The sequence below is a fragment of the Rhodococcus sp. NPDC060176 genome (genome assembly GCF_042728675.1).
In the GTDB taxonomy this organism is placed as follows: Bacteria; Actinomycetota; Actinomycetes; order Mycobacteriales; family Mycobacteriaceae; genus Rhodococcus_F.
This window is the reverse complement of record NZ_JBHWYS010000001.1, coordinates 666,506-691,407: the sequence shown is the minus strand read 5'-3', so window position 1 is coordinate 691,407 and position 24,902 is coordinate 666,506. Positions and strand designations below refer to the sequence as shown.

Here is a 24,902-nt window from a genome sequence, read left to right as displayed (position 1 = left end):
CGCCACGTAACCCAGATCATGCCGCCACCATCGTTTCCGCGCTCAGGTGCCCGAGCACCACGTCATCGAGTGTTGCGTCGTCGATCACCCAGCCTGCCCGAGGGCTCGGACGGACTCCCTCCACCACATGAGAATTCGACCGCATCCCCTTGTCGGTATGAATGACCGCACCGGCACCGACCACGTCCGAAGGATCGCCGTCGCCGATCAATACGTAATGGGCAGCGATCAATTCATCCAACGGTCCGGACAACCTCGCGTTTCCACCGCCCAGCAGAAGAAGTCGATCCGAGACGTCTGCCAATTCGGAAACGATGTGTGAAGACAACAGAACCGTGGTGCCGTACTCGGCAACGTCTTCGAGCAGAGTGGTCGCGACGGACCGCCGCGCCACGGGGTCAAGATCTGCCAAGGGTTCGTCGAGTAGAAGCAACTGCGGTCTGCGCCCGAGCGCCAAAGCCAGTGCAACCCTGGTTCGTTGACCTGGTGACAGAGTCTTCGCCTTTGCATCGAGAGCAATCCCAGCGCGCTCCACCAGATCCAGAGCGTACTTCGCATCCCACTCGTCGTTGGTGTATGCGCCGAATCGAAGAAGTTCTGCAACAGTGAATTTGGGATACAGCGGCTTGTGCTGAGCGAGGTAGGACAGGCCTGGGCAGACGCCGTCCTGATCCGGCGTGCTACCCAGGACCGAGATCGAACCGTGGTCAGGCATCGTCAACCCGACAGCCAAGGACATCAGTGTGGACTTACCAGCGCCGTTCACCCCGACCAAGGCAGTGACGCTTCCTGTCGCGACCTCGAATGTGCAGGCGTCGAGCACCTTCTTCTTACCGAAGCGCTTGTCCACGTCCTGCATCGTCAGTGCCGATTCTTGCGCAGTCATGATGTCTCCCCCTGCTTTCCGGACGGATCCGATTCGATGAACGTCTTCTCGAGTTCCAAACTCACCAGTGCTTCGATGTCCGTGCGCTCGAGTCCAGCGGCCACGGCATCTGCCACCCAGCGGGCCAACTCGCGCCGTAGCGCAGAGCTTTCCGCCATACCGGGCTTGGCCAGGGACTTGACGACGAACGTGCCCAATCCAGGCCGCGGAGCAACAAGTCCGTCGCGCTCGAGTTCCTTGTAGGCCTTCAGGACTGTGTTCGGGTTGATCGCGAGCGCTCCCACGACGTCCTTGGCTGTGGGCAGTCGATCCCCGACTTGAAGATCACCGAGCCTGAGCGCCTGCTTCACCTGAAGGACCAATTGCACGTATGTGGGAATGCCGGATCGGCGGTCGATACGGAAGTCGATCATCCGAACCCTTTCACTAGTTCATTAGTGGAATAGATATTTACCCTGCCTTGACCTCCCGGGTCAAGCCCGACGACCCCTGTAAAGTGCAGATGCCCCGGTTCACCGGGGTGCCACGCTGCTCGTGTGAAGTTCGGTGAAACCCCGGCACTGTCGACGCAACTGTGAATTCGCCCGTCACTACTCGAGGCGAACGAGTCAGGTCACCGGCCTCGTGGCGACACGATGGTTCTCGGACGAAGGACCGCTCGTGGCGCTTCCCCTCGCGGCCGCGCTGCTCGCGACCCTCGTCCACTAGCGGAGGGGTGGCTGTGAGTAGTCGGCCGACACGTAGATTCAGATCCGTACTTGCAGCGCTGACGGTGAGTACCGCACTGCTTGTCGGTGCCTGCAGTAGCTCGACATCCGACGCACCCACAACGACAGCCACCTCGGACGGTTCGTTCCCGGTGACTGTTGTTTCCGGTCCCACGGATTCCGGCACGGACATCACCATCGAGTCACGTCCGCAGTCGATCGTGTCACTCAGTCCCAGCGCCACCGAGACCCTGTGGGCCGTCGGCGCGGGCGACCAGGTGAAGGCCGTCGACAATCAGTCCGACTACCCGGCCGGTATCCCGGTCACCGATCTCTCGGGCTTTCAACCGAACGTCGAAGCCATCCTCGGCTACGCACCGGATCTGGTGATCGCATCGGATGACATGAACGATCTTGTCTCCGGACTGCAAAAGGCGAAGGTGCCGACACTCCTGCTACCGGCAGCCACAAGCATCGACGACGTCTACGCCCAGATCGAGCGCGTCGCGAAGGCCACCGGCCACGAGGACAAGGGCACCGAAGTTGTCGATACCATGCGCTCGGACATCGACGCCGCTGTCGCCAGTGTTCCTGCGCGCCAAAAGCCGCTGACGTACTTCCACGAACTCGACTCCTCGCTCTACACCGTCACGAGTTCGAGCTTCGTCGGGCAGATCTACTCGCTGTTCGGAATGAAGAGCATCGCCGACGCCGCGGGGCAGGGCGACTATCCGCAGCTGTCCGCCGAATTCGTGGTGCAGGCCAATCCCGATCTCATCTTTCTCGCAGACTCCCAATGCTGCGGAGTGACTGCAGAATCTGTCGCCGCTCGGCCCGGGTGGAGCGGCATGAAAGCGGTTACCGGCAACCAGATTCATGTGCTCGATGAAGACCTCTCCAGCCGCTGGGGACCTCGTGTCGCCGATCAGGTGAAGGCCGTCGCGGCCATCGTTGCCCAAGTTCCCGCGGCCTGAGCACTCGATGATCAAAGCCGGTATCTCCCATCATCGGACCGTCGTTCTGCTCGGCGCCGCGCTGATTCTGTGCGCTGCCTTGCTGATCGGTGTTCTGGTGGGGCCGGCCGGTTTGACGCCTGATCGGACCATTCTCGAACTTCTGGACGGAATACCCGGCATCAACATCGATTCCGGTCTCACCGCGACACAGCAGGCGATTCTCTGGCAGATTCGGCTTCCGCGAGTAGTCCTGGGCGCGTTGGTCGGAGCAATGTTGGCCGTGGCCGGCGCCGCCTACCAGGGCGTGTTCCGAAATCCCTTGGCGGATCCGTATCTCCTCGGCGTTTCCAGCGGAGCCGGACTGGGCGCAACCCTCGCCATCGTTTCGGGTGGAGCGCTGGGCATGTTCGGAATCCCCATGGCCGCCTTCGTCGGTGGCGTGCTGGCAGTGTTCGCCACCTATACGCTCGGCCGAAGCATTGGCGGGCCGCAGAACGCGGTAGTCATCATCCTCGCCGGTGTCGCTGTCGCAGCGTTCACGAATGCAGCGCAGACTTTTGTTCAGCAGCGGTTCGACGATTCACTGCGCGAGGTCTACTCCTGGCTACTCGGCGGACTGTCCACCGACGGTTGGTCGGAAGTTCTGGTTGTCCTGCCGTACGTCGCGCTGGCATCAGCCGTCATCCTGGTACACCGACGCGTACTCGACGTGATGGCAGTCGGTGACGTCGAAGCCGCCAGCCTCGGCGTCGATCCCGCCAGATCACGCCTGGTGCTGGTGCTCGCCGCAACACTGGGAACAGCCGCAGTAGTGAGCGCAAGTGGGCTCATCGGCTTTGTCGGAATCGTTGTTCCCCATGCGGTTCGACTGGTCGTCGGCCCGTCGCATCGGCTGCTGCTCCCTCTGTCACTCATGCTGGGTGCGGCGTTTCTCGTCCTCACCGACGTCGCCGCCCGCACGGTCATGGCGCCGGCCGAACTCCCCATCGGGGTTGTGACCGCGATGATCGGCGCTCCGTTCTTCCTTCTGGTTCTGCGCCGCAGTCGGGTTTCGGCATGACCGACAGCGCAGTCCGGTGCCGCGGCCTCCGAGTCAACCTCGGCGGCAAGGACGTCGTCGACGGCATCGATCTCGATGTGACACCCGGTGATTGGGTTGCCGTGGTCGGGCCGAACGGCGCAGGCAAAACGACCTTGATGCACGCCCTCGCCGGATTGATTCCGTCCACCGGTGAACTCTCGGTCGGGGGACTCAGCCCACGCAATTCCAGCCGCAAGGCCACGTCAGCCGTAGTCGCGCTGATGCCGCAACGCCCGGTGGTACCCGAGGGCGCGACGGTTGCCGAACTGGTTGCGCTCGGCCGCACTCCCTATCTACGGCGCTTCGGAACCGAAACCGCCACAGACCGTTCGGTGATCTCTTCGGTGATCGAAAGACTCGACCTCACCGAGTTCGCAGATCGACGAGCCACCGAACTTTCCGGCGGCGAATTGCAGCGCGTGGTCCTCGCTCGGGCATTGGCTCAAGAACCTCAGGTACTGCTCCTGGACGAACCCACCAGCGCCCTCGACATCGGTCACCAGCAGCAGGTTCTCGACTTGGTGGACGAACTGCGTGAAGCCGACAACATCACGGTCATCGCCGCGATGCACGACCTCACTCTCGCGGGTCAGTACGGTCGGCGAATCGTGCTGCTGGACAAAGGCAGCGTCGTCGCCGACGGCACTCCCTCAGCGGTGCTGCAAGCAGACCTCCTCGGCCGTGTGTACGGCGCTCGGGTCGAAATCCTGGACCGGCCCAGCGGTCCCATAGTTGTCCCGATTCGGCAGGAAGGCACCCGCTGATGGAACTGGTGATGCTCGGCACCGGCGCTGCCGACGGTTGGCCGAACCCATTCTGTACCTGCCCTTCCTGCCTGGCGGCAATGTCGAATGGCACCATCCGCGGGCACACTGCCGCCCTTGTGGACAACAGAATCCTGTTGGACTGTGGACCCGAAGTACCGCGTGCCGCGTCGCGAATCGGTCGCACGCTGGCACACGTGGAACACATCCTGTTGACGCATTCTCATCCCGATCACCTCGGCCCGATGGCATTGCTGTTCCGGTCCTGGGCCTCGCGCACCGAACCACTACAGGTTCTCGGACCACCCGACGCGCTCGATCTCTGCCGAGACTGGGTGGGTCCAGGCGATCCGGTGACCTTCATGCCGCTCGAGGCCGGTCAGTCGATCATGTTGGGCACCTATCGGGTTCGCACACTCGAAGCCGCGCACGAAGTACCCACTCTTCTCTACGACATCACCGACGCATCCGGATCCCGAATCTTCTGGGCCACCGACACCGGGCCTCTGCCCGAATCTACTGTCGACGCCCTTGCCGATGCGCGTTTCGATGCCGTCTTCCTCGAAGAGACCTTCGGCTACAAGACCGACCACGGCACCGGGCACCACGATCTGCCGAGTTTCGCGGAGACGGTGTCGCGACTACGCAACTGCGACGCGATCACCGATCGAACCGATGTGGTCGCCGTACACCTCGGGCACCACAACCCAGTCGAAAACGAACTCGCAGAGGCACTTCGCGTGTCCGGGGCGCGAGCGGTTCCCGATGGAACTGCGCTCGAGATCGGGGTAGGACAGAGCCATCGAACTCTCGTGACCGGTGGCGCCCGCTCGGGCAAGTCCACCTACGCAGAGGGCTTGCTTGCCGGCTACCGGCACGTCACGTACATCGCCACCGGGGATCCGCAGGACGACGATCCCGACTGGATCGAACGAATTGCGTCGCATCGCGCGCGGAGGCCGTCGACGTGGACGACGGTAGAGACCTCCGAAGTGACCGAGATTCTCGCAACCGCAACAACACCGGTCCTGCTCGATTGCCTCGGCACGTGGTTGACCGCATGTCTGGATCGACATCGGGCGTGGGCGACAGAAGATCTCAGCGCCGTCCACGCAGATATCGACCGGTTGGCCGACGCCTGGACCGCTTGTCCGGTTCCGATTGTCGCCGTCACGAACGAAGTGGGAAGCGGCGTCGTCCCGGACACGAAGTCCGGGAGACTGTTCCGCGATCTACTCGGTCTGGTGAACAGCCGCATCGCCAGTGAATCGGAGTCCGTGGTCCTGATGACCGCCGGACTCCCCCTGAGCCTGCGCGTGTGACGTCAGAGCAATCCGGTGAGTTGGCGTGCACAATCGAATAGAAAGCCGACCAACTCTCGATCGCCTTCAGTCACTCGTCCGCTCGCTCCCTGGACGCACAACCCGCCAGCCACCTCGTCCGCGTGATCCCGAACGGGCACCGCCAGTGCGGATCGACCCAGGCGACACTCCTGGTTCTCGAACGCAAATCCTTGCCGGCGAACAGACCTCAGCTGTTCAGACAAAACATCGAAGTCACCGATCGTGAACTCCGTGACCCGGCGCAGTTCCAAGCCCGGCAGCAACCGCTCGTCATTCGCCAACAGCACTTTCCCCAGCGCATTCGCGTGAAGGTTCTTCGGCAGTGCGGCAATTCCGATGATCTCGTGGTCGGGATCCTTGTCGACAAAACGCAAGCGCCCACCGGTAAACGAGGCTACGTGCAGTCCGAACCTCGTGTGTGTCCGCATGTCTTCGACGCGCTCGTGCAGGGTCGGCGCCGGACCGCTCGCCGACGCTGCATGTGAGAGCTCGGCAGTTCGACGCCCCAACGCGAACCCTGACAGGTCCGGCACCCGCACGAGAAAGCCCTCCGCCACCAGCAGATTCAGCATCCGGTACGCCGTGGCCGATGGAACGCCTGCAAAAGTGGCGATCTCCTTCGCAGTCGTTCCCGGTCCCAGATGAGCCACCGCCTCGAGCATCCCCAGCGCCTTCTGGACCGCACGCGGTTGTTGTCCACTGAAGTGGGTCTCTTCGCCGATCCTTTTGCCTGATCGCGGACCAGCGGTTGCACGGTCCGCGGTCACCACCCATGCTCCGGCGAGTTACCTTCAGCGGTATCGCGATCCGGGACAAGTCGTCTTCGCCCGTCACCGTCGATCAGCAGTGTGCCGGCACCGGGCAACAGGTCTGCCGTTTCGACGCTGTCGAAGGCGCCCAACATCAGAAGGCTTTCAGGTCTGGCTCTACGGAGCAAGGCGCTCCACACGGTTCCCGACGCAGCGACAACAAGAGCTGCGATCGGCAGGGCCCACATCCCGTGTACCGCACCGTCGAGCACGATGTAGACCAGTAGACCGGCGCCGGCAGCGCTCACGGACACGGTGCATATCCGGGTCAGTGACGTGTGTTCGCCGATTCGGCGCAAGAACTTCCACGAAGCAAAGGCCACCAGGGTGTAAGCGCAGACCAACGCTGTCTCGACTACGCCGTCGAAGGATCCGGAATCGTCGCGAACCGTATCGGAGTAGACGAAGACTCCCACCGCGCTTGCCGCGACGAACGCAAGTACCGCGACGTACGGGGTACGAAATCGTCGGTGCACGCGGGCAAGCGGCGACGGCAGAACCCGTTCGATCCCCATCGAATACAGCAACCGCGAGCCCGCCTGCGCACAACCGAGGGTCGATGCAAACCAGGAACACGTCATTCCGATCTTGACTGCCAGAACCACTTCCGCGCTGGCTCCGGATGCCGTTCCTTCGAAGTACGCTCCGACGATCGTTGCGCCGTGACCGGTCATCGCCGCCCAGGCCGCGAAAACGAAGAGAACCCCGCAGATGATCGGTGAAATGAGGACCGTGCGCGTGACGCTGATGAGTGGTCGTTTTGCTTCCGGACCGAAGAAGGCCGAACTCTCGAAGCCCGCCATGCTCAGTACGGTCAGCATGGCGAGAAACGGCACAGCGCTCAGCGACGGATTCGGCAGGGCAACAGCGGTTGTCGCGCTGGTGTGCGTCGCCAGCATGACCACGACTATCAGAATCAGAGAGCAAGCCTCGACAACGAGGATCGCTCGGGTGGCGAACCGAACGCCTCGCACTGCAATCCACGCGACGGCAAGGGCAATCGCCACCGTCGTGATGACCGTCGCGGCAGTCCCTCGCACGTCGAGTCCGATAAGGGCGACGGTATCCAGCAGACTCGGAACCGCCTGGGAGAAAACCGATACCGAGATTCCGAGGTAGCCGAGTACCAGTGCGGCGCCCGCCGTCAGTGTCGCCTGGATACCGGAGCCCTGGAAGACGAAGCTGTACAACGATCCTGCTGCGGCCAGTCTCCGCGTGAACTGAGTGATGCAGAAGGCAACGAGAAACACCGCCGAAGTGGTCGCAGCAATCGCAGCCAACCCGACGTAGCCGGGACTGTAAGTGATCATCCACAGGGCGATGAACACCATTCCCGTTGCCGGCGCGATCGTGGAGAGTGATTGCCCCAACAGGTCGATCGGGGTCAGACGTCCTCGCCCGAGACCACGGAGCGGGGAGAACACGGGCTCACTGTGTTGATCCGCATTCTGCGCTCGCGCGATCGCTGCACGCAGTGCCGCACTCACGGCCATGTGTCACCGTCCGTCGCGTCCAGGCCCGAACCTACGAGCGAATTGTCAGAATTCGGTCAAGTTAGTCCGCTTATGTTTCGGCGCAGTTTCCACGATGGCGCGCACAGAACTTTCAAGTGAGAATCCGACTTTGTTTGCCACCCAGCATCGTGCGGGATCAATAGTGGCCCGTGGTGTCCCAAGCCTACGAGCGGCGCTTCCACCTGCTAGTTCTCCACTTCTCACACGAGAACTGCTCTCTCAGTTGCACCTCGTCCAGGCGTATCGCGGTCGACGCGGGTTCGCAGCACTGCCCGTACAGGATGTGTCCCACACACCACCGGCCCTGCCGAACAGAACGGAGGAAGCATGGACTTCGTCAGCGCCACCACTGCGGCGACCATCGGATTTGTACTACTGCTCGCCGGCATTCCCAAGCTGAACGACCACGACGGGGTACTCAGTTCCGTGCGCGGATACAAAGTGCTGCCGGCGCGACTCGAAGTTCCGATCGCTCGCGCCCTTCCCGTCGCCGAGTCCGTCGTGGGTGCCCTGCTGGTTCTCGGCGTTGTCCATCGACTCGCAGCCGTGGCCGCTGCTGTGATGTTCGCATCGTTCTTCACGGGGCTCACGATCAATCTCCTACGCGGTCGACGCGATCTGGACTGCGGTTGTTTTGCATTCGGAGTCGGCAAGATTCCGCATATCGGGTGGTTCCACGCCGTTCGCGCCGGGACACTCGCGGTGATATCCGTGGCCGTGTCGGTCGCCCCCAATCAGGCCGAGATCGGCGTCCAGATCGTGGCGGCAACCATCGGATTTCTCCTCGTTCTGGCTGGAGTTGCTCTCGCACAAATTCGTTCGGTCGTCCATCTAGGGCGACGCCCGGTCGACGACTACCTGTCGAGTGCCTCCATCCGACTCCGCACTGCCGAAACCGCATCCCGGTACGGCTCGTGAACCACACCCACAGCCCCGAAAACTCGAAGGCAGGACTACTACGATGACCACTTTCCTACTCGTCGCGACCGTGATCCTGGTGATCGCCGTAGCCATACTGTTCTTGATGGTTCTTGCCCTGGCTCGTGAAATCGGCCGCGTACAAGTACGTCTCGGACCGCTCGGCGCCCGCATGATGGATACCGGGCCCAAGGTCGAACAAGTCGGCCCGTCGTTTGCCGGTCTGATCGACCAGGAGGGACGAACCGTCGGAGTCGGCGGTCACCGCGACAAGCCGCAACTCCTGCTGTTCACCGCACCGAGCTGCTCGACGTGCAAGAGTCTACTTCCCGGCGTAAGGGCAATGGCCCGAGCTGAATCCGATCTCGATGTGGTGATCATCTCCGACGGAACACCCGAAGAGCACCGTGAGTTTCTGGCCGGCAGCGGGATCGGTTCCGAGCTCAGCTACATCGACGCCCGAGACGTCGGCATCGCGTACCAGGTGGGTACAACTCCCTACGGAGTGATTCTCGACGAGCACGGCAAGATCCGAGGAAAGGGCCTGTGCAATCACATGGCTCAAGTGGAGAGCCTGCTCAATGCGCTCGAATCCGGTACCCCCTCACTCCAGCACCTTCATGCCCAGGCGAAATCCGGCAGCGCGGCCTGATCTTCCTGCACAGTTCGATCCTCTTCACGAATCAGGAGAAAATCGTTGGACGACAATGAATTCCCACAGCACAACATGACGGAGAATCGATATCCCGTCGACGAGGCGACAGTTCAGGCCCAGGCCGAATGGATGGCGGGCCAGGGCGGCTCGCTCACCAGCCGAACGGGGCGCAAACTCTCCGAACGAGTTTCGCGGCGCTCGATGATCAGTCGGATCGGCAAGTGGACCATGGGTGTGTCAGGGGTGGCACTGATCAGCACGCTTCCCGTGACTCGCAGCGCCTTCGCCCAGGAGCCCGAAGTTCCTGCGCCGGCGCCCGGGCCGGAGCCTCTTGTCCCCGTCTACGACGGCAAGGATCCAGCCGAGTGCGAGTACTGGCGCTGGTGCAACATGGACGGAACGTCCTGTGCCGCATGCAACGGCGGCGGTGTCACCACCTGCGCCCCCGGCAGCAAGCCCGGCGCAGAGTTCTGGGTCGGATGCTGCACCAACCCTGATACCGGCAAAACCTATCTGATCGCCTACTACGACTGCTGCGGTGCGCCTTCGTGTTCCAACGCATTCTGCGGCGAACCGGACATGCAGGCCGTGATGTACAATCCGGTCTCCGGAAGCTACGACCAGGAAATCATCTGGTGTGTCTCCGACGAGTCTCAGGCATACACCTGCACGATGGCGCCCATCATCGGTGAGGACTGCCAGACTCGACCGGCCGAGCGCCCCAAGGTCGGTGCCGGATCATGAGCAGTCCGCGAACCCGAAAACTGGCGCGACCCGCCGTTGCCGTCATCCCACTCACCGTCGTACTCGCGCTGGCGGGATGCAGTTCGTCCGACGACGACAAACCCTCCAACGCAGGCGATGTCACCTATCCGACAGTTCCGTTCACCGCCCCGGGCGAGGGGATCTCACTCGGGCACGACGACCAGGAAATCGGCGATACCATTCCCGAACCACTGCACGTCGGTTCGATCACGCCGATCGCAGCTGACCGCCTACTGGGCGTCGAGGGTGGATTCGGCCAGCTCGAGCTCAGTGTCAATGTGATCGATCCGAAAACCGGTGTGGCCGAAAGTCGAATTACCGTCGGTCCGGGAATCTGGGATCCGGTCATTCACGGATTTATCGGGGATTCCGCCGAAGACCCTGCGGTTCTCGCGGCGGAGGTGTGGCGTCCCAGAGGTTCCCGCGGCGCAGCAGATTTCACGGTCAGCACCTACTCGGGCAATCTGCTGGAACCCGCCGAGGTCATGCTTCCGGACGTCGCACGCGTACATTCCCGTCCCGGCTCCAATGCCGTGACCTCCGACGGCAAGTTCTTTGTCACCTGGGATGACGGGTTGTACGGCATCCGGGTGGTCGACCTCGAGAAGAAGGAAGCGACCGGTGCACTCCAGATAGTCGGCTGCGGTCCGTTCACGTGGATGGTCGATCACGAGCTGTACAGCGTATGTGAGGACACCCGGGAACTGCTGCACGTCACGATCGGTGACGACGGCGTCCCGAAGGAAACCGCCCGAAGCAAGGTCCTACCCGAAGATTTCGTCTCCACACGCAAGGTCACCTGGGCATCGGAAGCACAAAAAGCATTGCTGGTCAGCGAGAACGGAGATGTCTACGTTTTCGACTTCTCCAACGGACTGCCTCAGGAAGTTGTCAAGCCGATCGGGAACGCCGGGCAGGATTCCGGTCGATTCTCGGAGAACATCATCACCGCCGACGCAACCCGACTCGCAATCGCGTACACGGACACGGCCATTCATCCGGACTCCGCTCGCGGAGGCTCACTGGTCAAGATCGACTTGTCCGACGCGGCGAACTACGCACCGGTGAAAAGTCTGACGCTGGCAGACCTCGGCCTGACGGACATCAAGAGCATGACCTTCTCCGTCGACGGCGCCACGTTCTACGTGCTGGGCACGGGGCCGGAAATCGAAGGTTCTGCACCGCAGAAGATCGTGGGCTACAACGCGAGCACCGGCGAGCAGGTCAGTTCTGTCGATGTCTCGGGCAACGTCGGCGATGTCAGTGGGTTGATCACACCAGAAGTGCTCCGATGAGTCGTCCCGGATCCGGTGTGGTGATGGGCCGGCGCCGTTTCCTGAGTTTGGGAGCACTCGGCGCCGGAGCACTCGGGCTCGGCGCAATGGGGACGATTGCCGGATGCAGTTCCACTGCAGCAACTCCGACGCCCACAGCCGATCTCGACTACATCCTGCCCACCGACCCCGAAGTTGCTGCAGCCGAATCGGCGCGAGCCTGGAACGGAACCACCGCTGCGTTTGCCCTTGCCGCCGGATTCTCGACGGTAGATCTTGGCGGACGCCTCGTGGACACGTGGACGTACGGAGGCGCTGCGGTGGCGCCGGAACTTCGACTGAAGTCCGGAGACCGTGTCAGTGCGACCGTCCAGAACGGTCTCGACGCCGAAACAACACTGCACTGGCACGGAATTCGGATCCGCAACGACATGGACGGCGCTGCACCCACCACGCAGGCCCCCATCGGCGTCGGGTCGAGTTTCGACTACAACTTCATCGCACCGGATCCGGGAACGTACTGGTACCACTCGCACAGCGGATTACAAGCCGATCGGGGGCTATTCGGCGCCATGATCGTCGAGGACCCGAACGACATCACCGGAGCCGACGCCGATGCCGTCCTGGTGCTCGACGACTGGCTCGACGGATTGGGTACCACCCCGGATTCCGTCCTGATGGCCCTGAACCCGGCAATTTCGGGCGGGCATGGCGGACACGGCGGTGGGGCAACAACTCCGGCAGAACACTCTGAAGCCGACATGTCCGTCGCGCAACAGTTGGTGAGCGGCGGACACGGTTCTTCCGAGGCACTCGGCGGAATGACTCAACACATCGCGTATCCACTGCACTTGATCAATGGGCGACCACCCAATGATCCTGCTGTCATCACTGCAGCGCCTGGTTCGACCCTTCGACTACGAATCATCAACGCGGCAGCCGAAACTCCGTACCGGTTCGCCGTGGCCGGACACGAGATGACGATTGTCGCCACCGATGGCTACGACGTGGTGCCAACTCCTGCCGACACCATCATCGTCGGCATGGCCCAACGCTACGACGTACTGGTGACGGTGAAGTCGGGAACGTGGCCGGTGGTCGCGAAGGTCGAGGGTCGAGACGGTTACGCATCGACCGTCCTGCGGAGCACTGACGCCTTGGCTCTCGCGAATCCGGATGTGGGCGGCAACCTCTCGGAACTGGCCGGCAGGCTGGTACCCGAAAGCGCGCTACGACCAGCGGAATCCGTACGTCTCCAGACGAGGTCACCCGACCGCGATTACCACATCGAATTGATCCAAGCCGGAGATCGTTACGTCTGGGGCATGGCGGGTGCCGATGCGGGCAAACTCGTCATGAAACAGGGCGAACGGGTTCGCATCACGATGAAGAACACCTCCACGATGTGGCACCCCATGCATACCCACGGCCACACGTTTGCGGTACCGGACTACGGCGGACTTCGCCGCGACACCGTCAACGTCCTACCAGGTGCCGAGCTTGCCATCGAGTTCGACGCCGACAATCCCGGCGAGTGGATGTTCCACTGCCACAACGCCTACCACTTCGAAGCCGGCATGACGGCAAATCTGCGTTACGTCCGCTGACAAGTTGAAGAATGGAGAGAACCCCTCATGAAGAAACTCGTTCCCGCTTTCCTCGCCGCGTGCGCTGCCTTGAGCCTCACCGCCTGCAGTAGCGATGCAGGTGCGTCGTCGGACGAACCTGCCGTCGTGATCGAGGTGAAGAACATGGCGTACACACCGGCATCGGTCACCATCGAGAAGGGACAGACCGTCGAATGGAAGTTCGACGACAGCGGACTCCCCCACGATGTGGTCGGCAACGGTGAACTCGACGGGAAACTGAAGAGCGACTTGCTCACCGAGGGGACCTTCTCCTACACGTTCGACGACGCCGGAACTTTCACCTACCACTGCACGCCCCACCCGATGATGGTGGGCACCGTGATCGTTCAATAGTGAGGAGGTGGATCGCTGGCTTCGGCCTCGCCGTCGCCGCAACGTGTGTTCCAGCATGCGGCACAAAAGATCCCGTCCCCGACGTGGTGGTCGAGATCAGCAATGTTCAGTTCAGTCCGATGGACGTCACAGTAGAGCGTGGTGCCACCGTCGAGTGGCGCTTCGACGACGGTGGACTCCTGCATCACGTCGAGTCGCCCGGCCTGTTCGACAGCGGCATCACCGGGGACGGCGCATACCGGCACACGTTCGAGAGCGCCGGCGTCTACGAATACTCGTGCTCCGTACACCCGTACATGATCGGAGTCATCACAGTGCTGTGACTCTGGCTCAACCTTTTTCGCTGTGAGATTGGCTCACTACTTTCATTGAACCACAAACATTTTGGAGGATCTGATGACTACCGTTCTCTCACACGGCCCGCTCCAGACCGATGTCCCCGACATCCGGCCGACCCTTCAAGGCTCGGTAGGGACCGCAACTCGTGCCAGCCTCATCGCGGCGGGTGCTGCCGCGGGTGCCGGTATTGCACTCGTTGCTGCGCCCTCTGCGACAACAGCTTTGACCACTGCCGTTGTCGGAGCCGGACTGGTCACTTCGCTGGCCGCCAACTGGTCGACCTGCGGCATGTCCGTTGCCGGAGTTGTTGCCGCTCCGAAGCAAGCTGACCGAAAGGGATCCTCGACTCCGGTACGCCGACTCGGCTGGCACGCACTGGGTTCCGTCACGACAGGAGCCGTCACCGGCGCACTGATCGGCGCGATCGGAGCGGCGGTGTCCGGCTACGTCCCGGCCGGCTGGGCGCTAGGCGTCTGGGCCGTCGTCGCGGTTGCGTACGGGCTGCACGAGTTGGGTGCGGTGAGGATGCCGACTCCGATGCGGCGCCAACAGCTTCCGCGTCACCTGCGCCGCAGCATGGCGCCGTGGAAGGTCTCGCTGATCTTCGGTGCGATCATCGGTCCGGGATTTCTGATCTTCATCCGGTCGAGTGCGTACTACCTCCTCGCGCTCGGCGTCATTGCCTCGGGTTCGCCGGCACTTGGTGCGGCGCTGTTCACGGTCGTTTCCCTTGGCCGCTGTATGCCCAGCCTCGCGGCAATCGTGCACACCAAGCGCGGTGGTTCGATGCCGGGATTCCTCTCGATCATGTGCGTCGTGGACCGGCGAGTGCAGAGCGTCACCGGCGCTGCGCTGATAGCGCTGGGAGCATTTGCCGCAGCAACACTGATCTGACTGTCGACCTAGCACCCCGTGCATCGAGCGAACACACGCTCCAACTCCCCGGAGCGTGTGTTCGCTCGACACAAACTGTGCGCACTCTCAGCGCGTCAGGACACCGAGAGCGCCGTCTGGACCGAGTCCTCCGACGGCGACGTCACCTTTGCATCCCGCCCCCACAGCATGTCGAGCGCCGCCTTGGGTTTGGCGAGTGCCCACTCGCGAGCGGCGTTCTTGATCAGCGTCGCACTAGCGCACCCGCAATCGCTGTTCACCCCGTCTGCGTCGATGCCGACGTCTCGGCACAATGCCACAGCGCGGGGCACGTGATACCCCTGAGTGACGATCAACGCCTTGGTCACCCCATACGTATGTATGGCACGGAAGCAGGTGTCATAGGTATCGAGGCCGTACGGATCCCCGACGATGCGACGCTCATCTATTCCCTGCTCCACCAGGTAGTTCGTCATCGCCGCGATCTCGTCACCCGAGCCGCCGTTCGCGTCGCCGGAGACCAGGACCGCTCTTGCCTTCCCCACCTCCACCAGCTCGACGGCTGCGTCCAGCCGTCCCTTCAGGAACGCCATCGGCTTGCCGTCCTTGATCTGCGCGCCCAGCACGATCACCACCGGAGCCTCCGGAGCTTCCGCTGCGTCCGACGTGTGGCCGGCCGACGCCACGGAAATCCACACGATCGACCCCGCGTAGACAACCGCTCCGAGCACGGCGATACCCGCGACCCAACGAGGCCACCTGCGCTTCCGCGGCGGTTTCACTGGATCTGCAGCGGCTTCGTCCATTCGTCGATCAAACCACACGGTTTCTTCACCGGTTAGGTGCTCGGTCGATCCTCCATCCCTCCGCGCCACTGCGCTCGGCCCACAGATCCGAGTACTTTCCACCACGCGCGATCAGGTCTTCGTGGGTACCAACCTCCTCGACGCCACCGTCTTCGAGGTAGACGATGTGATCTGCTCCCCGAATAGTCGACAGGCGATGAGCGATCACCACGACGGTCCGACCACGAGCCAAGCGGTGAATCGCCTCGGTGATCGCGACTTCGTTCTCTCCGTCGAGGGCAGAAGTTGCTTCGTCGAGGAGAACGATCGGAGTGTCTTTGAGGAATGCCCGCGCAATCGAGACCCGCTGACGTTCACCACCGGACAGCAGTGATCCCCCTTCACCCACCCTTGTCTCTTCACCGCTCGGCAGACGATCGATCACTTCGCCGAGTCGGGAATCGCTCACCGCTTGGCGGACCTCCGACTCCGTGGCATCCGCTCTCGCCAACCGAACGTTTTCCAGAATGGTTCCGTCGAACAGGTAAACCTGCTGCGAGACAGTCGATATCCGCGTCATCAGCGCACGCGTTCCGATCTCGCGAACATCCGCTCCCCCGATCGATACCGTTCCTTCGTCGACATCCCAGAATCTCGAGATCAGCCGAACCAGCGTGGTCTTTCCGGAACCGGAAGGGCCGACCAAAGCGGTGACCGAACTTTCCGGGAACTCGAGGCTCAGGTCGCGGATCACGGAGACGGACCCGTAGCCGAAGGAGACCGAATCGAACCGAATATCGTACGACGTGGGCTCTTTCGATACCTCGGGCTCCGCCAGCACCGGTACGCCGATCATCTCTCGGACGGATCCGAGCGACACCCGAGCCAGTGAGATCCCTTCGCCAAACCCTGCGAGCATCTGCATCGGCTCCACGAACCTCACGGCCAACACGAGAACAACTATCACGCTTGCGGTGTCGATGGACCCGGTGGTGACCAGCAGTGCCGCCAGCGCCAGCACGGTGAGAAAGGCAACCTGAACGACGATCATGAACCGCAGCAGATACTTGTCGACCGAACCGATTTCCTGCAGGTGCGCGTCCCGATTGGACACAAGAGCATCGTCCAGCCGATTCCAGCCTTCGTCGCTCTTTCCGGCCGAGCGTAAAACTTGCTGTGCCTGTGCATATTCGACGACGCGCGATGCCAACTCGGATTCGCTCTTGCCAATCGTCTCGTATTCGGGCACAACCGCCCGCTGCACATTGCGGTAAGCCCGAATTCCCAGTGGAACAAACACGACCATCGCGAGGGACAGTCGCCAGTCCACGAACAAGACAGCGATCGCCACGGTCGCGGGAGTCACGGTGACAGTGACGAGTTGCGCGATGATCATCCCCGGGATGCTCATCAAGATCGCCGTGCCCTCGGTGACCAGGCGAGTGAACGCTCCACGGTTTGCCTTACTGAACCACCCGAGCGGAATCTGCACCAGGTGTTCGCCCAGTCGGTGCATGATTCCACCGGCAAAACGCTCGATTCCGATGCGGTACGCCCGATTCTCGGCGATCCACCGGACAGCGCCACAGGCCGCCGCCACGAGAGCCGCCGTGACAACCCACGGAACTGCAGCGTCGTAGTCGCCGCGAACAACTGCTTTCAGTATCGGAATCATCAGAGCGAAGACGATGCCTTCAAGTATCCCCGCGAGCGTGAAACCTGCTATCTGGCCACGGATCCCATTGTCTCGCCCGAGGATCTCGTCCAGGTCTCGAATCATTGCAGCACCTCTCGCGGAGATATGTCCTCGCTGAGGGGGTTCTGCAGCGCCCACATCCGCGCGTAGGTTCCCCCGAGCTCCGACAACTGGTCGTGCGTACCCTTTTCCACGATTTGTCCGTCGTCGAGAACGAGTATCTGGTCTGCGTATCGGATGGTGTGCAGTCGATGAGCAATCACCATCATGGTGCCGCCGTCTGCACTGATCTCACCCAATGCTCGTTGAACGTCCGATTCGCTGTGGGGATCGGCCTGCGAGGTCGCCTCGTCCAGGATGACGATCGGCGGGTTCTGAAGAATGGCGCGGGCGATGGTCAGGCGTTGCTTCTCCCCACCTGAGAGCTCCCCACCCGAACTCCCACCGATCTCGGTGTCGTACCCGTCTGGCAGTCGCACGATCACGTCATGAATTTGCGCCCGCTTCGCCGCTGTCTCCACTTCCAAATCCGTTGCATCTGGTCTGCCGAGCCGAATGTTCTCGCGCACGGTGTCCCGCAAGAGCACAACATCCTGGAAGACGATAGCCATCGATTTCAAGACTTCACGACTGGACTGATCTCGTAAATCGCTTCCACCGAGGCGAATAGATCCATCCGTCACGTCCCAGAACCGCGGAAGTAGACGCGCCAACGTGGTCTTTCCGGAGCCGGACGGTCCGACTATCGCGGTGACGGTGCCCGGTTGCATCTCGAAGGAGATGTTCTCGAGGACGCGCTGTCCAGTGGTGTATTCGAATCCGACGCAATCGAATTCAACCAAGGTACCGCGAGCCGAGACCGGCTCCCGGGGTTCAGCCAGCTCTTCTTCGCCGAGAATGCTCTCGACGTGGGTCGCTCCGAGTTGGCCTTCGCGGTAGAGGTTGGCCATCGTTCCCAGGTGGAGAACCGAAGATGGAACGCCTATTCCGACGACGAGAAAAGCCACCAGAGCTACCGGAGTAACCCAACCCCCGGAAAGCAGCGCGATCCCCGACCCCGTGATAACCACGATGAGTACCGCCGGCGAGAGAAGGATCGACATCGCGACCACCGGTCTTCCCATCCCCGACATCCAGCGCACGCACACCGCGACCATCGAATCGACTGCGCTCGAGTAGCGCGCGAACGCTCGACTCCCATTCCCGTACGTCTTGACGACCTCGATACCGTCACCCAGTTCGACTGTTGCAGAGGTCAATGTCGACATAGCGCGATTCCACGAGTCGACGTTCGTTCGATACGCTCTGCGCATCGACGGCGCGGCAAGAGCGAGACACACTCCGATGTAGCCCACCAGGACCAGGCTGAACTTCCAGTCGATCGCCACCAGATAGACCAGAGCCACTAGCGGCGACAGGATGGCAGGCACCACGTCGGCGGGAAGATGGGCGACGAGAAGATGCATCCGTTTGACGTCGTCGGTCATCGCTTGTTTCACTTCGCCGGTTCCACCGTTTGCGAACCATCCCAGAGGAACTCGAGACAGATGCCGAGCAATACGCGAGCGGATCGAGTACTTGAAATGCGCGTCGGCAGTGTGACACACCGTCAGGGCCGCGTTGTAGACGACAAAACCGAGAATTGTGCCCGCTGCGCCGATCGCGGCCCACCACCAGACCAGATTCAACGACGCGTCGGTCAGAAGCACTCGCGCGATCTCGACCACCGCTACGTAGGGCAGGAAACGCAGCGGCACCGACAGCGCCGACAAACCAGCCCCCAGGAGGAGTCGATTTCTCACGGGCGCGATCATCCTGCCCAAAGCGTCTCGGTCGACGAGACCAGTCGAATCTTTCGAGGCTGCAGCCTCATTCACTTTCATTGCGCCACTCACTCTTCGACGATGATCGTGCCGGTCATGTTCGGATGTGGTGTGCACGTGTACGTGAAGGTTCCCACTTTGTCGAAGGTCTGACTGTAGGTTCCACTTCCTTGCAGCTCACTCTTGGTCCCCAGTTCTGCGAACACCACATCGTGTGGCATACCCTGGTCCTCGAAAATCCACGTGACGGTCTGTCCTTTGCGTACCGTGACGGAGTCCGGTGTGTACGCAAGGTTCTTCACCGAGATCTCGACCGGCGCTTGCTCGGTAGATCCCGTCGAATCGTCACCGCACGACGTCAGTGTGAACACCGCTGCAACAGCGAACAATGTGGTCAACCCGGTGCGAACTGACATTGCACTCTCCTCATCGAACATAGTGGAGGTCGGCAGTCATCCCGGCCTCGAAGTGGTACGCGTTGTGACAGTGGAACATCCACCGTCCTGGATTGTCGGCGTCGAAGTCGATCGCCAATTGTGTACGCGGAAGCGAGATCACGGTGTCTCGGCGAAGCCCACCGTACGAGGGAATCGAGAAGGTGTGCCCGTGGGTGTGCATCGGGTGCCACATATCGGTGTTGTTGTTCATGACGATTCGTATCCGCTCGCCCTGCTTCATGATCAACCGACCTGCATCGGCGCCCGCCATGCCCCAGACATATCGATCGCCGGCCTGAATGAGATCCACCGAATACTCACGATCCGGCACCCGCTGTTCCCGTGCGCCTGACGGACGAAGCTCCGATTCCAGAACGAGTCGACCGCCGGAACCTGACAGCACTGCAGGAGAAGTCAGATCGACGCTCGTTACCGAATCCGGTGTCCGGAGCAGGCACGCGACTCCACCTGGCTTCCCTTCCACCTTCGCGGCAATAGGCCACGAACCGGGCTGCACCGTCACCAACACGTCGTATCGCTGCGCGGGTGCGATCAGAATCTCGTCTCCGGCTGTGTAGGCAACGTCCTGCCCGTCAGCACTGACAACGGTCATCTCGTGCCCGGCGACCGAGAAACGGTACGGAGTCTCCGCCCCGGCATTGATCACCCGTAGTCGAAGCCGAGTTCCGGCCGTCCCACTGATGACAAAGGGATCTTCCACAGGCCGTCCGTTGATCAGGTGCAGTGGATACGTGATGTGCGTTGCCATTCCACCGAGCGCCTCGGAATTTCCGTGACCACTGGCGAGAAGTTCTGCGGCAGAATCAATCTCTGCACCATCGACTTCCGATGGAGTGCCGCCGTGCCCGTGGTGTCCTCCCTGCACGTCCGGTGACAATGCGCGAAGCACTGCCTCCGGGGTTGTTCCCAGCCCGTCGAGCCAGTCGTCGATCACGATGACAACGTCCTCGTCTGCGCCGGTCAGATCGTTCGGGTCCTCGACCACGAGCGCACCGAAGAGCCCTCGATCAGCCTGCAACCCTGAATGAGAGTGGTACCAGTAGGTTCCGTGGTCCGGGGCCACGAAGTCATAGGTGAATTCCTCGCCTGGTTGGATTCGTTCCTGGGTGATCGGCGGGACACCGTCCATGTCGTTGCGGATCGCAATGCCGTGCCAGTGAACCGAGGTCTCCGCCGGAAGATTGTTCTGCAACCGGACTTTGAGCCGGTCTCCCTTGGAGATTCGGATTTCCGGACCCACCGCTTCTGCGCCGTACGACCACGTGTCGACCTCTCTATCGCCCAGGCTCACCCGAGCCGGCGTAGATGTCAGGTTTCGTTCGACTGTATGTCCGCTACGAAAACGCAATTGCTCGGCAGCACGAACCTCGTCGTCGAACGGCGAAATCTCGGAACTGGTTTCGTTCGCCGAATCACGGCTGCACGCACTCAACGCCGCCGAACTCAGTGCCGCAGAGCCGAGCGTCAACGCTCCCCATTTCAGAGCCAGACGCCGACTCAACGCACTCGAACTCATGCTGTCAGCGCCGTGAAATCCTGATAGCGCTTCGCGGCAAGAGATTCGGTACCCGCACCAGCCAGATTGCCCGTAGCCATGGCGTCCATGTCCTCGATCATCCAGAAGGTGGCGAAAGGATGAGTGGCGAGCCACATGTCTCCGTTGACTTTGGCCACTCGGTTCTCCTGCACCGCTGGAAGACTCGAGAATCCGGGAACACCGGCAACCTTGCCGAACTCGTACACGCCCTCGTCGAACACTGCCACGATCCGAGCGTCCTGCGCCGGGATTGCTTCGTCGGACAGGGGTGCATACGGCAGACCTCCAGCGGCGTTGGCTCGCTGGGATTCCGGACGCCCGAAGCCGCTCTCCGCCAACAACAACGACGGCGGCGCCTGTTCGGTGGTGGTGGCGAGAATCCCTGAGCTGCTCATCAACACCGATACTGTGTTCGTTTCACCACCGGAGTGAGCAGAGACGTCAGCGATCTTGCTCTCCAAAGCGCCAGTCAACTTGTCGGCGACCGCCTGACGATCGAAAGCACGCCCGAAGAAGGCAAGATTCTCACGCCACGGAGTGGTGACGGCCGGGACCGGCACTGTGGGGACGGTCGATGCGAGGGAGTCGTAGTAGCTCCGATCACCCATCGACGTGAAGATGACCAGTCCCGGATCCTGGGCGAGGACCTGCTCGATCGGGGGTGCACCGAGCGGCGGCACTGTGACCACCTCGGTACCAGCTGACGCCAGGATGTCCTGGCCGATCTCCGATCCCCACGACGTGAAGACCACGTCGGGCGTAATACCGACGGCAAGGAGACCGAGTGCGGCGTATTCGTCGAGGGAAACAATTCGCCCGAGGTCGCCCGGAACCGACGTCTCACCGAATTCATGGGACACAACACGCGTTCCCTCGACAGGTTCCGTCGTCGGTCCCGCCTCACTCGAGCTACAGGCGGCCGCAGTCAGGGCAACGACACTGACCAGCAGCGAAGCACCCAGCCTTGATAGATAACCGGGTCGCGTTTTCAACTTCATGGTGTCCTTCAGCTTCGAAAAATCGGGGATTCGCACAAATCCGAGCACTGCTCGGATTTGGCAAGTAAACCTCACCTAAGTTCATCCGTCAATCGCTTGCGCCGACTACGCGACCCGATCCGACGCCGCTAAGCTCGGTCGGACCATGACTGCGCCATCACCTGACAAAAAGCCCGCCGCGAAATCACAGCGCCGCCGGAGTTACAACACCGGGATCACTGCGGACGCAGTGCTGTCCGTTGCGTTCGGGCTCAGTCGCGAGCACGGAGTCGAGGGCTGGTCGCTGCGGCAGCTTCTCGGCGAACTCGATACGTCGTTTTCCGTCGTCTATCGGCTCGTCGGAGATCGCGAAGCACTCTCGGCGGCGGTGGTCGACGGTGCGATGTCGGCCGTGAACGTGCCGTCCGCAGAAGAAGATTGGCGTCAATGGTTGACACATCTACTCTTGCAGATGCGAGAAGCGTTGATCGGGTGTCCGGGCGCGGCGCAGTGGCTGCTGATGAACGGAGTTGCCACCGAGCGCAGCCGGGTACTCATGGAGGCCGGATTGGCATCGCTGACAGACGCCGGGTTCGGAGCGGAAGCCGCCCAGGCCTATACCGTCGCCTTCACCTCGACAACCACGCTGATCGCCATGAACGACGCCAGGCGCATTCCCAGCGGTCAGCCTTCACCCGATCACGGCGCGATGCTGGAACGACTGAGCAACGACGGGCCCGCCGATCCCCGTTCATCGATGGAGACACTGATCGGGAAGTTCGCGGGGCCACCGGATACTGCGGAAGCGACACGGGCAGAACACTATCGCTACACACTCGACCGTGTCCTCGACGGTCTCGAAGCGCGACTGGACGCAATCAAAGAGTCACAGAAATGACCGAGGGGTCGCTGTCGCACTTACGCGACAGCGACCCCTCGGACGGTCCGGATTCTCGGTAGGCCTAACGGAACAGGTTCGCGACAAACGGAATCGTGTCGGCCTGCGATTCGACCAAAGCACCGCTGTGATCGGTGTTGTAGGTCTTGAAGGTGACCGGTTCACCGTTGGCGACCAACGCTGCCACCAGCGAAAGCGCCGACGGTGCAGGAACATCCACGTCAAGTAGACCCTGGCCGATGAAGATGGGGCGGTCGTATCCGCTCGTCGGCACACCCATGTAATCGTTCAACAGACCCTGGAAGTTCGGGATCTGACTGAGCGGGCGGGAGAAGATGTCACCGAGCACCAGATCCTTGGATGCCTCGTCCAAGTCTGCGGCGCAGAGCTTTTCGGCCGAGTCGACCTTTTCCCTGCCCAGTTCGTTGAGGTACGAGTTCAGGTCGATCTCGGGGTGCGCTTCGCGCAGGCCCGCGAGGATGTAGAGCGCGTACGAGGTCAAGCCGCCGCCGAGGGCGATGGGCGGGAAGCCCGGACCTGCAGGCAGGAGCGTCAACTCGATGTTGGCCGGCACGCCGGTACCCACACCGCCGCGATAGTCGAGAGAATCCCCACCGTATTCGGTGGCGTAGCGCGCCGTCGTGATGGCCGCACCGCCGCCCTGCGACTGCCCGACCACTGCCCACCGATTCGAGATGGTGGGGTCGATCACCCGAGCCGCCTTGACCGAGTCGACGACGCTGTGCGCCTCCACCTTTCCGTCGAGATACGGCATCAGTCCCGGTGTTCCCAGACCGACGTAGTCGGTGGCGACTACGGCGTAGCCCTCGGAGAGCCAACGCCCCAGGTAGGGGTAGTCACGCTCGGGCAGGCCTGGACCGACCAGCGAAGGGGCACAGGAATCGTCGAGTCCCGTGGTGCCGTGCGCCCACGCGATGACGGGCCACCCACCTTCCGGTGCCGGACCGGCCGGGACGTAGTAGGCGCCACTGCTCAGCGCAGGCCCGCCGTTGGAACCGATGGTCCAGTAGGTGAATCGCTTGGCGTCGGCGGTACCCGGAATCCACAGATCTTTCGGTAGCGGCTCACTCGACACCAGAGTGCCCGTGGCTTGCGACGCGCTCGGTGCCTGTGCGGACGCGATGGGCGCAGCAACGGCGGAGCCGATCGTTGCAGCACAGAGGGCTGCGATGGATATGCGTGCGAACGACTTCGACTGGAATTTCACGTCTGACGACTCCGGTTCGTGCGATGGGCGACCTCGTTGGACGCTATCGTAGATTTTGTTTAACCGATCGGTCAAGCAAAATTTTGCAGTTTGACAATAAAGACATGTCGAAATCCCGACCGTGACTCCGACCTAGCATCGAACCGGCACCAGAAAGTAGGAGGATGGATCCATGGCCCACGTACAGCGCTTCGACCACATCGGCATCACCGTCGCGGACCTCGAATCAGCGACGGCGTTCTTCGTCGGACTTGGCCTCGAACTGGAGGGCACCGGATCCGTGGAGGGTGAGTTCGTCGAAACCGTCTGCGGTATCCCTGGAGCCAAGTGTGAAATTGCAATGCTGCGCCCGCCGGGCGAAGGGTCACGGCTGGAACTCTCGTCCTTCGTCACGCCCGACCACATACCCGGATCGCCTGCTCCGATGGCCAACGAGATCGGGCTGCGCAACGTGTCTTTCGAGGTGGGCGACCTCCAGGCGGCGGTCGACGCGGTGGCTGCAGACGGGTACGGGCTCATCGGCGGGATCGGTGAGTACGAGAACAGCGTGCGCATGGCTTACGTCCGGGGGCCTGAAGGGATCATCGTGTCCCTGTTCGAGCAGATCGCCTGAAGAGTCACGGCAATCGGACCG

At 62.0% G+C, this 24,902-nt stretch carries 25 protein-coding genes; 14 read left to right on the top strand and 11 right to left on the bottom strand.

The window, feature by feature from the left end; genetic code table 11:
• Positions 1-16: 16 nt before the first annotated feature.
• Both ACFWEM_RS03255 and ACFWEM_RS03250 read right to left on the bottom strand, forming a co-directional pair.
• A complete protein-coding gene (locus tag ACFWEM_RS03255; RefSeq protein WP_378531122.1) occupies positions 17-886 on the bottom strand; it encodes an ABC transporter ATP-binding protein in 870 nt (289 codons plus the stop codon).
• Positions 883-1,299, bottom strand: coding sequence for a GntR family transcriptional regulator (locus ACFWEM_RS03250; protein ID WP_007729675.1), 417 nt, complete (start codon positions 1,297-1,299; stop codon positions 883-885). Before ACFWEM_RS03250 ends, ACFWEM_RS03255 begins: the two co-directional genes overlap by 4 nt.
• A 308-nt stretch (positions 1,300-1,607) precedes the next feature.
• On the opposite strand from ACFWEM_RS03250, the gene ACFWEM_RS03245 reads away from it, so the two are divergent.
• From ACFWEM_RS03245 to cobU, 4 genes are read left to right on the top strand one after another with little or no spacing between them, the layout of a single operon-like run.
• On the top strand, positions 1,608-2,567 hold the full coding sequence (locus tag ACFWEM_RS03245; protein ID WP_378531120.1) for an ABC transporter substrate-binding protein: 960 nt from the start codon (positions 1,608-1,610) through the stop codon (positions 2,565-2,567).
• Between the two features lie 7 nt (positions 2,568-2,574).
• Positions 2,575-3,609 (top strand): FecCD family ABC transporter permease, encoded by a 1,035-nt coding sequence (locus ACFWEM_RS03240; protein WP_378531118.1) that lies wholly within the window; start codon positions 2,575-2,577, stop codon positions 3,607-3,609.
• Positions 3,606-4,394, top strand: a complete 789-nt coding sequence (locus ACFWEM_RS03235) for an ABC transporter ATP-binding protein (RefSeq protein WP_378531115.1) — start codon at positions 3,606-3,608, stop codon at positions 4,392-4,394. Before ACFWEM_RS03240 ends, ACFWEM_RS03235 begins: the two co-directional genes overlap by 4 nt.
• Entirely contained in the window at positions 4,394-5,716 is a 1,323-nt protein-coding gene (gene cobU / locus ACFWEM_RS03230; protein WP_378531113.1) for a bifunctional adenosylcobinamide kinase/adenosylcobinamide-phosphate guanylyltransferase, read from the top strand. Before ACFWEM_RS03235 ends, cobU begins: the two co-directional genes overlap by 1 nt.
• A gap of 2 nt (positions 5,717-5,718) precedes the next feature.
• On the opposite strand, the gene ACFWEM_RS03225 is transcribed toward cobU, so the two are convergent.
• Both ACFWEM_RS03225 and ACFWEM_RS03220 read right to left on the bottom strand, forming a co-directional pair.
• Positions 5,719-6,504 (bottom strand): IclR family transcriptional regulator, encoded by a 786-nt coding sequence (locus tag ACFWEM_RS03225; protein ID WP_378531111.1) that lies wholly within the window; start codon positions 6,502-6,504, stop codon positions 5,719-5,721.
• A complete protein-coding gene (locus ACFWEM_RS03220) occupies positions 6,501-8,039 on the bottom strand; it encodes an APC family permease (RefSeq protein WP_378531109.1) in 1,539 nt (512 codons plus the stop codon). Before ACFWEM_RS03220 ends, ACFWEM_RS03225 begins: the two co-directional genes overlap by 4 nt.
• A gap of 348 nt (positions 8,040-8,387) precedes the next feature.
• Here ACFWEM_RS03220 and ACFWEM_RS03215 point away from each other — a divergent pair, with 348 nt between their 5' ends.
• The 8 genes from ACFWEM_RS03215 (at position 8,388) to ACFWEM_RS03180 (ending at position 14,887) form a co-directional block, all read left to right on the top strand.
• A complete protein-coding gene (locus ACFWEM_RS03215; protein ID WP_378531107.1) occupies positions 8,388-8,978 on the top strand; it encodes a MauE/DoxX family redox-associated membrane protein in 591 nt (196 codons plus the stop codon).
• Positions 8,979-9,021: 43 nt separating this feature from the next.
• Positions 9,022-9,630 carry a redoxin domain-containing protein gene (locus ACFWEM_RS03210; protein ID WP_378531105.1) on the top strand — a complete coding sequence of 203 codons (609 nt, stop codon included), beginning with the start codon at positions 9,022-9,024 and terminating at the stop codon, positions 9,628-9,630.
• A 75-nt stretch (positions 9,631-9,705) separates the two neighbouring features.
• Positions 9,706-10,377 carry a methylamine dehydrogenase light chain gene (locus ACFWEM_RS03205; RefSeq protein WP_029256402.1) on the top strand — a complete coding sequence of 224 codons (672 nt, stop codon included), beginning with the start codon at positions 9,706-9,708 and terminating at the stop codon, positions 10,375-10,377.
• Positions 10,374-11,693 carry a hypothetical protein gene (locus ACFWEM_RS03200; RefSeq protein ID WP_378531103.1) on the top strand — a complete coding sequence of 440 codons (1,320 nt, stop codon included), beginning with the start codon at positions 10,374-10,376 and terminating at the stop codon, positions 11,691-11,693. Before ACFWEM_RS03205 ends, ACFWEM_RS03200 begins: the two co-directional genes overlap by 4 nt.
• Complete coding sequence (locus tag ACFWEM_RS03195; RefSeq protein WP_378531101.1) at positions 11,690-13,279, top strand: multicopper oxidase family protein; 1,590 nt, start codon at positions 11,690-11,692, stop codon at positions 13,277-13,279. The genes ACFWEM_RS03200 and ACFWEM_RS03195 overlap by 4 nt, the downstream gene beginning before the upstream one ends.
• Before the next feature lie 27 nt (positions 13,280-13,306).
• Entirely contained in the window at positions 13,307-13,654 is a 348-nt protein-coding gene (locus ACFWEM_RS03190; protein ID WP_378531099.1) for a plastocyanin/azurin family copper-binding protein, read from the top strand.
• Positions 13,654-13,977, top strand: coding sequence for a biphenyl 2,3-dioxygenase (locus tag ACFWEM_RS03185; protein ID WP_378531097.1), 324 nt, complete (start codon positions 13,654-13,656; stop codon positions 13,975-13,977). Before ACFWEM_RS03190 ends, ACFWEM_RS03185 begins: the two co-directional genes overlap by 1 nt.
• Positions 13,978-14,050: 73 nt before the next feature.
• Complete coding sequence (locus ACFWEM_RS03180) at positions 14,051-14,887, top strand: methylamine utilization protein (RefSeq protein WP_378531095.1); 837 nt, start codon at positions 14,051-14,053, stop codon at positions 14,885-14,887.
• A gap of 95 nt (positions 14,888-14,982) precedes the next feature.
• Here ACFWEM_RS03180 and ACFWEM_RS03175 read toward each other — a convergent pair whose 3' ends face one another.
• The 6 genes from ACFWEM_RS03175 to ACFWEM_RS03150 all read right to left on the bottom strand — a co-directional run bounded on the left by ACFWEM_RS03175 (position 14,983) and on the right by ACFWEM_RS03150 (position 22,163).
• The gene (locus ACFWEM_RS03175; RefSeq protein WP_378531093.1) at positions 14,983-15,672 is read right to left on the bottom strand and encodes a vancomycin high temperature exclusion protein; all 690 of its coding nucleotides are present in this window, start codon (positions 15,670-15,672) and stop codon (positions 14,983-14,985) included.
• Positions 15,673-15,697: 25 nt separating this feature from the next.
• Positions 15,698-17,431 carry an ABC transporter ATP-binding protein gene (locus tag ACFWEM_RS03170; RefSeq protein WP_378531091.1) on the bottom strand — a complete coding sequence of 578 codons (1,734 nt, stop codon included), beginning with the start codon at positions 17,429-17,431 and terminating at the stop codon, positions 15,698-15,700.
• Positions 17,428-19,149: an ABC transporter ATP-binding protein gene (locus ACFWEM_RS03165; RefSeq protein ID WP_378531088.1), complete on the bottom strand. Its 1,722-nt coding sequence runs from the start codon at positions 19,147-19,149 to the stop codon at positions 17,428-17,430. Before ACFWEM_RS03165 ends, ACFWEM_RS03170 begins: the two co-directional genes overlap by 4 nt.
• An 89-nt stretch (positions 19,150-19,238) precedes the next feature.
• Positions 19,239-19,586: a plastocyanin/azurin family copper-binding protein gene (locus ACFWEM_RS03160; protein ID WP_378531085.1), complete on the bottom strand. Its 348-nt coding sequence runs from the start codon at positions 19,584-19,586 to the stop codon at positions 19,239-19,241.
• A 10-nt stretch (positions 19,587-19,596) separates the two neighbouring features.
• Positions 19,597-21,144, bottom strand: a complete 1,548-nt coding sequence (locus tag ACFWEM_RS03155) for a multicopper oxidase family protein (protein ID WP_378531083.1) — start codon at positions 21,142-21,144, stop codon at positions 19,597-19,599.
• Complete coding sequence (locus ACFWEM_RS03150) at positions 21,141-22,163, bottom strand: ABC transporter substrate-binding protein (protein WP_378531076.1); 1,023 nt, start codon at positions 22,161-22,163, stop codon at positions 21,141-21,143. The genes ACFWEM_RS03155 and ACFWEM_RS03150 overlap by 4 nt, the downstream gene beginning before the upstream one ends.
• Before the next feature lie 145 nt (positions 22,164-22,308).
• Between ACFWEM_RS03150 and ACFWEM_RS03145 the strand changes: the two genes are divergently transcribed.
• A complete protein-coding gene (locus ACFWEM_RS03145; RefSeq protein ID WP_378531074.1) occupies positions 22,309-23,040 on the top strand; it encodes a TetR/AcrR family transcriptional regulator in 732 nt (243 codons plus the stop codon).
• Between the two features lie 64 nt (positions 23,041-23,104).
• On the opposite strand, the gene ACFWEM_RS03140 is transcribed toward ACFWEM_RS03145, so the two are convergent.
• Positions 23,105-24,268, bottom strand: a complete 1,164-nt coding sequence (locus tag ACFWEM_RS03140) for an alpha/beta hydrolase family protein (protein WP_378531072.1) — start codon at positions 24,266-24,268, stop codon at positions 23,105-23,107.
• A gap of 172 nt (positions 24,269-24,440) precedes the next feature.
• Between ACFWEM_RS03140 and ACFWEM_RS03135 the strand changes: the two genes are divergently transcribed.
• A complete protein-coding gene (locus ACFWEM_RS03135; RefSeq protein ID WP_378531070.1) occupies positions 24,441-24,881 on the top strand; it encodes a VOC family protein in 441 nt (146 codons plus the stop codon).
• Positions 24,882-24,902: the final 21 nt, after the last annotated feature.

Excerpts from the sequence above, each read along its gene's own strand:
- ACFWEM_RS03155 (WP_378531083.1), bottom strand. The coding sequence starts at position 21,144 with ATGAGTTCGAGTGCGTTGAGTCGGCGTCTGGCTCTGAAATGGGGAGCG.
- ACFWEM_RS03175 (WP_378531093.1), bottom strand. The coding sequence starts at position 15,672 with ATGGACGAAGCCGCTGCAGATCCAGTGAAACCGCCGCGGAAGCGCAGG.
- ACFWEM_RS03135 (WP_378531070.1), top strand. The coding sequence starts at position 24,441 with ATGGCCCACGTACAGCGCTTCGACCACATCGGCATCACCGTCGCGGAC.
- ACFWEM_RS03150 (WP_378531076.1), bottom strand. The coding sequence starts at position 22,163 with ATGAAGTTGAAAACGCGACCCGGTTATCTATCAAGGCTGGGTGCTTCG.
- ACFWEM_RS03220 (WP_378531109.1), bottom strand. The coding sequence starts at position 8,039 with ATGGCCGTGAGTGCGGCACTGCGTGCAGCGATCGCGCGAGCGCAGAAT.
- ACFWEM_RS03210 (WP_378531105.1), top strand. The coding sequence starts at position 9,022 with ATGACCACTTTCCTACTCGTCGCGACCGTGATCCTGGTGATCGCCGTA.
- ACFWEM_RS03250 (WP_007729675.1), bottom strand. The coding sequence starts at position 1,299 with ATGATCGACTTCCGTATCGACCGCCGATCCGGCATTCCCACATACGTG.
- ACFWEM_RS03240 (WP_378531118.1), top strand. The coding sequence starts at position 2,575 with ATGATCAAAGCCGGTATCTCCCATCATCGGACCGTCGTTCTGCTCGGC.
- ACFWEM_RS03205 (WP_029256402.1), top strand. The coding sequence starts at position 9,706 with ATGACGGAGAATCGATATCCCGTCGACGAGGCGACAGTTCAGGCCCAG.
- ACFWEM_RS03160 (WP_378531085.1), bottom strand. The coding sequence starts at position 19,586 with ATGTCAGTTCGCACCGGGTTGACCACATTGTTCGCTGTTGCAGCGGTG.
- ACFWEM_RS03200 (WP_378531103.1), top strand. The coding sequence starts at position 10,374 with ATGAGCAGTCCGCGAACCCGAAAACTGGCGCGACCCGCCGTTGCCGTC.
- ACFWEM_RS03180 (WP_378531095.1), top strand. The coding sequence starts at position 14,051 with ATGACTACCGTTCTCTCACACGGCCCGCTCCAGACCGATGTCCCCGAC.
- ACFWEM_RS03170 (WP_378531091.1), bottom strand. The coding sequence starts at position 17,431 with ATGATTCGAGACCTGGACGAGATCCTCGGGCGAGACAATGGGATCCGT.
- ACFWEM_RS03195 (WP_378531101.1), top strand. The coding sequence starts at position 11,690 with ATGAGTCGTCCCGGATCCGGTGTGGTGATGGGCCGGCGCCGTTTCCTG.
- ACFWEM_RS03215 (WP_378531107.1), top strand. The coding sequence starts at position 8,388 with ATGGACTTCGTCAGCGCCACCACTGCGGCGACCATCGGATTTGTACTA.
- cobU (WP_378531113.1), top strand. The coding sequence starts at position 4,394 with ATGGAACTGGTGATGCTCGGCACCGGCGCTGCCGACGGTTGGCCGAAC.
- ACFWEM_RS03145 (WP_378531074.1), top strand. The coding sequence starts at position 22,309 with ATGACTGCGCCATCACCTGACAAAAAGCCCGCCGCGAAATCACAGCGC.
- ACFWEM_RS03190 (WP_378531099.1), top strand. The coding sequence starts at position 13,307 with ATGAAGAAACTCGTTCCCGCTTTCCTCGCCGCGTGCGCTGCCTTGAGC.
- ACFWEM_RS03235 (WP_378531115.1), top strand. The coding sequence starts at position 3,606 with ATGACCGACAGCGCAGTCCGGTGCCGCGGCCTCCGAGTCAACCTCGGC.
- ACFWEM_RS03255 (WP_378531122.1), bottom strand. The coding sequence starts at position 886 with ATGACTGCGCAAGAATCGGCACTGACGATGCAGGACGTGGACAAGCGC.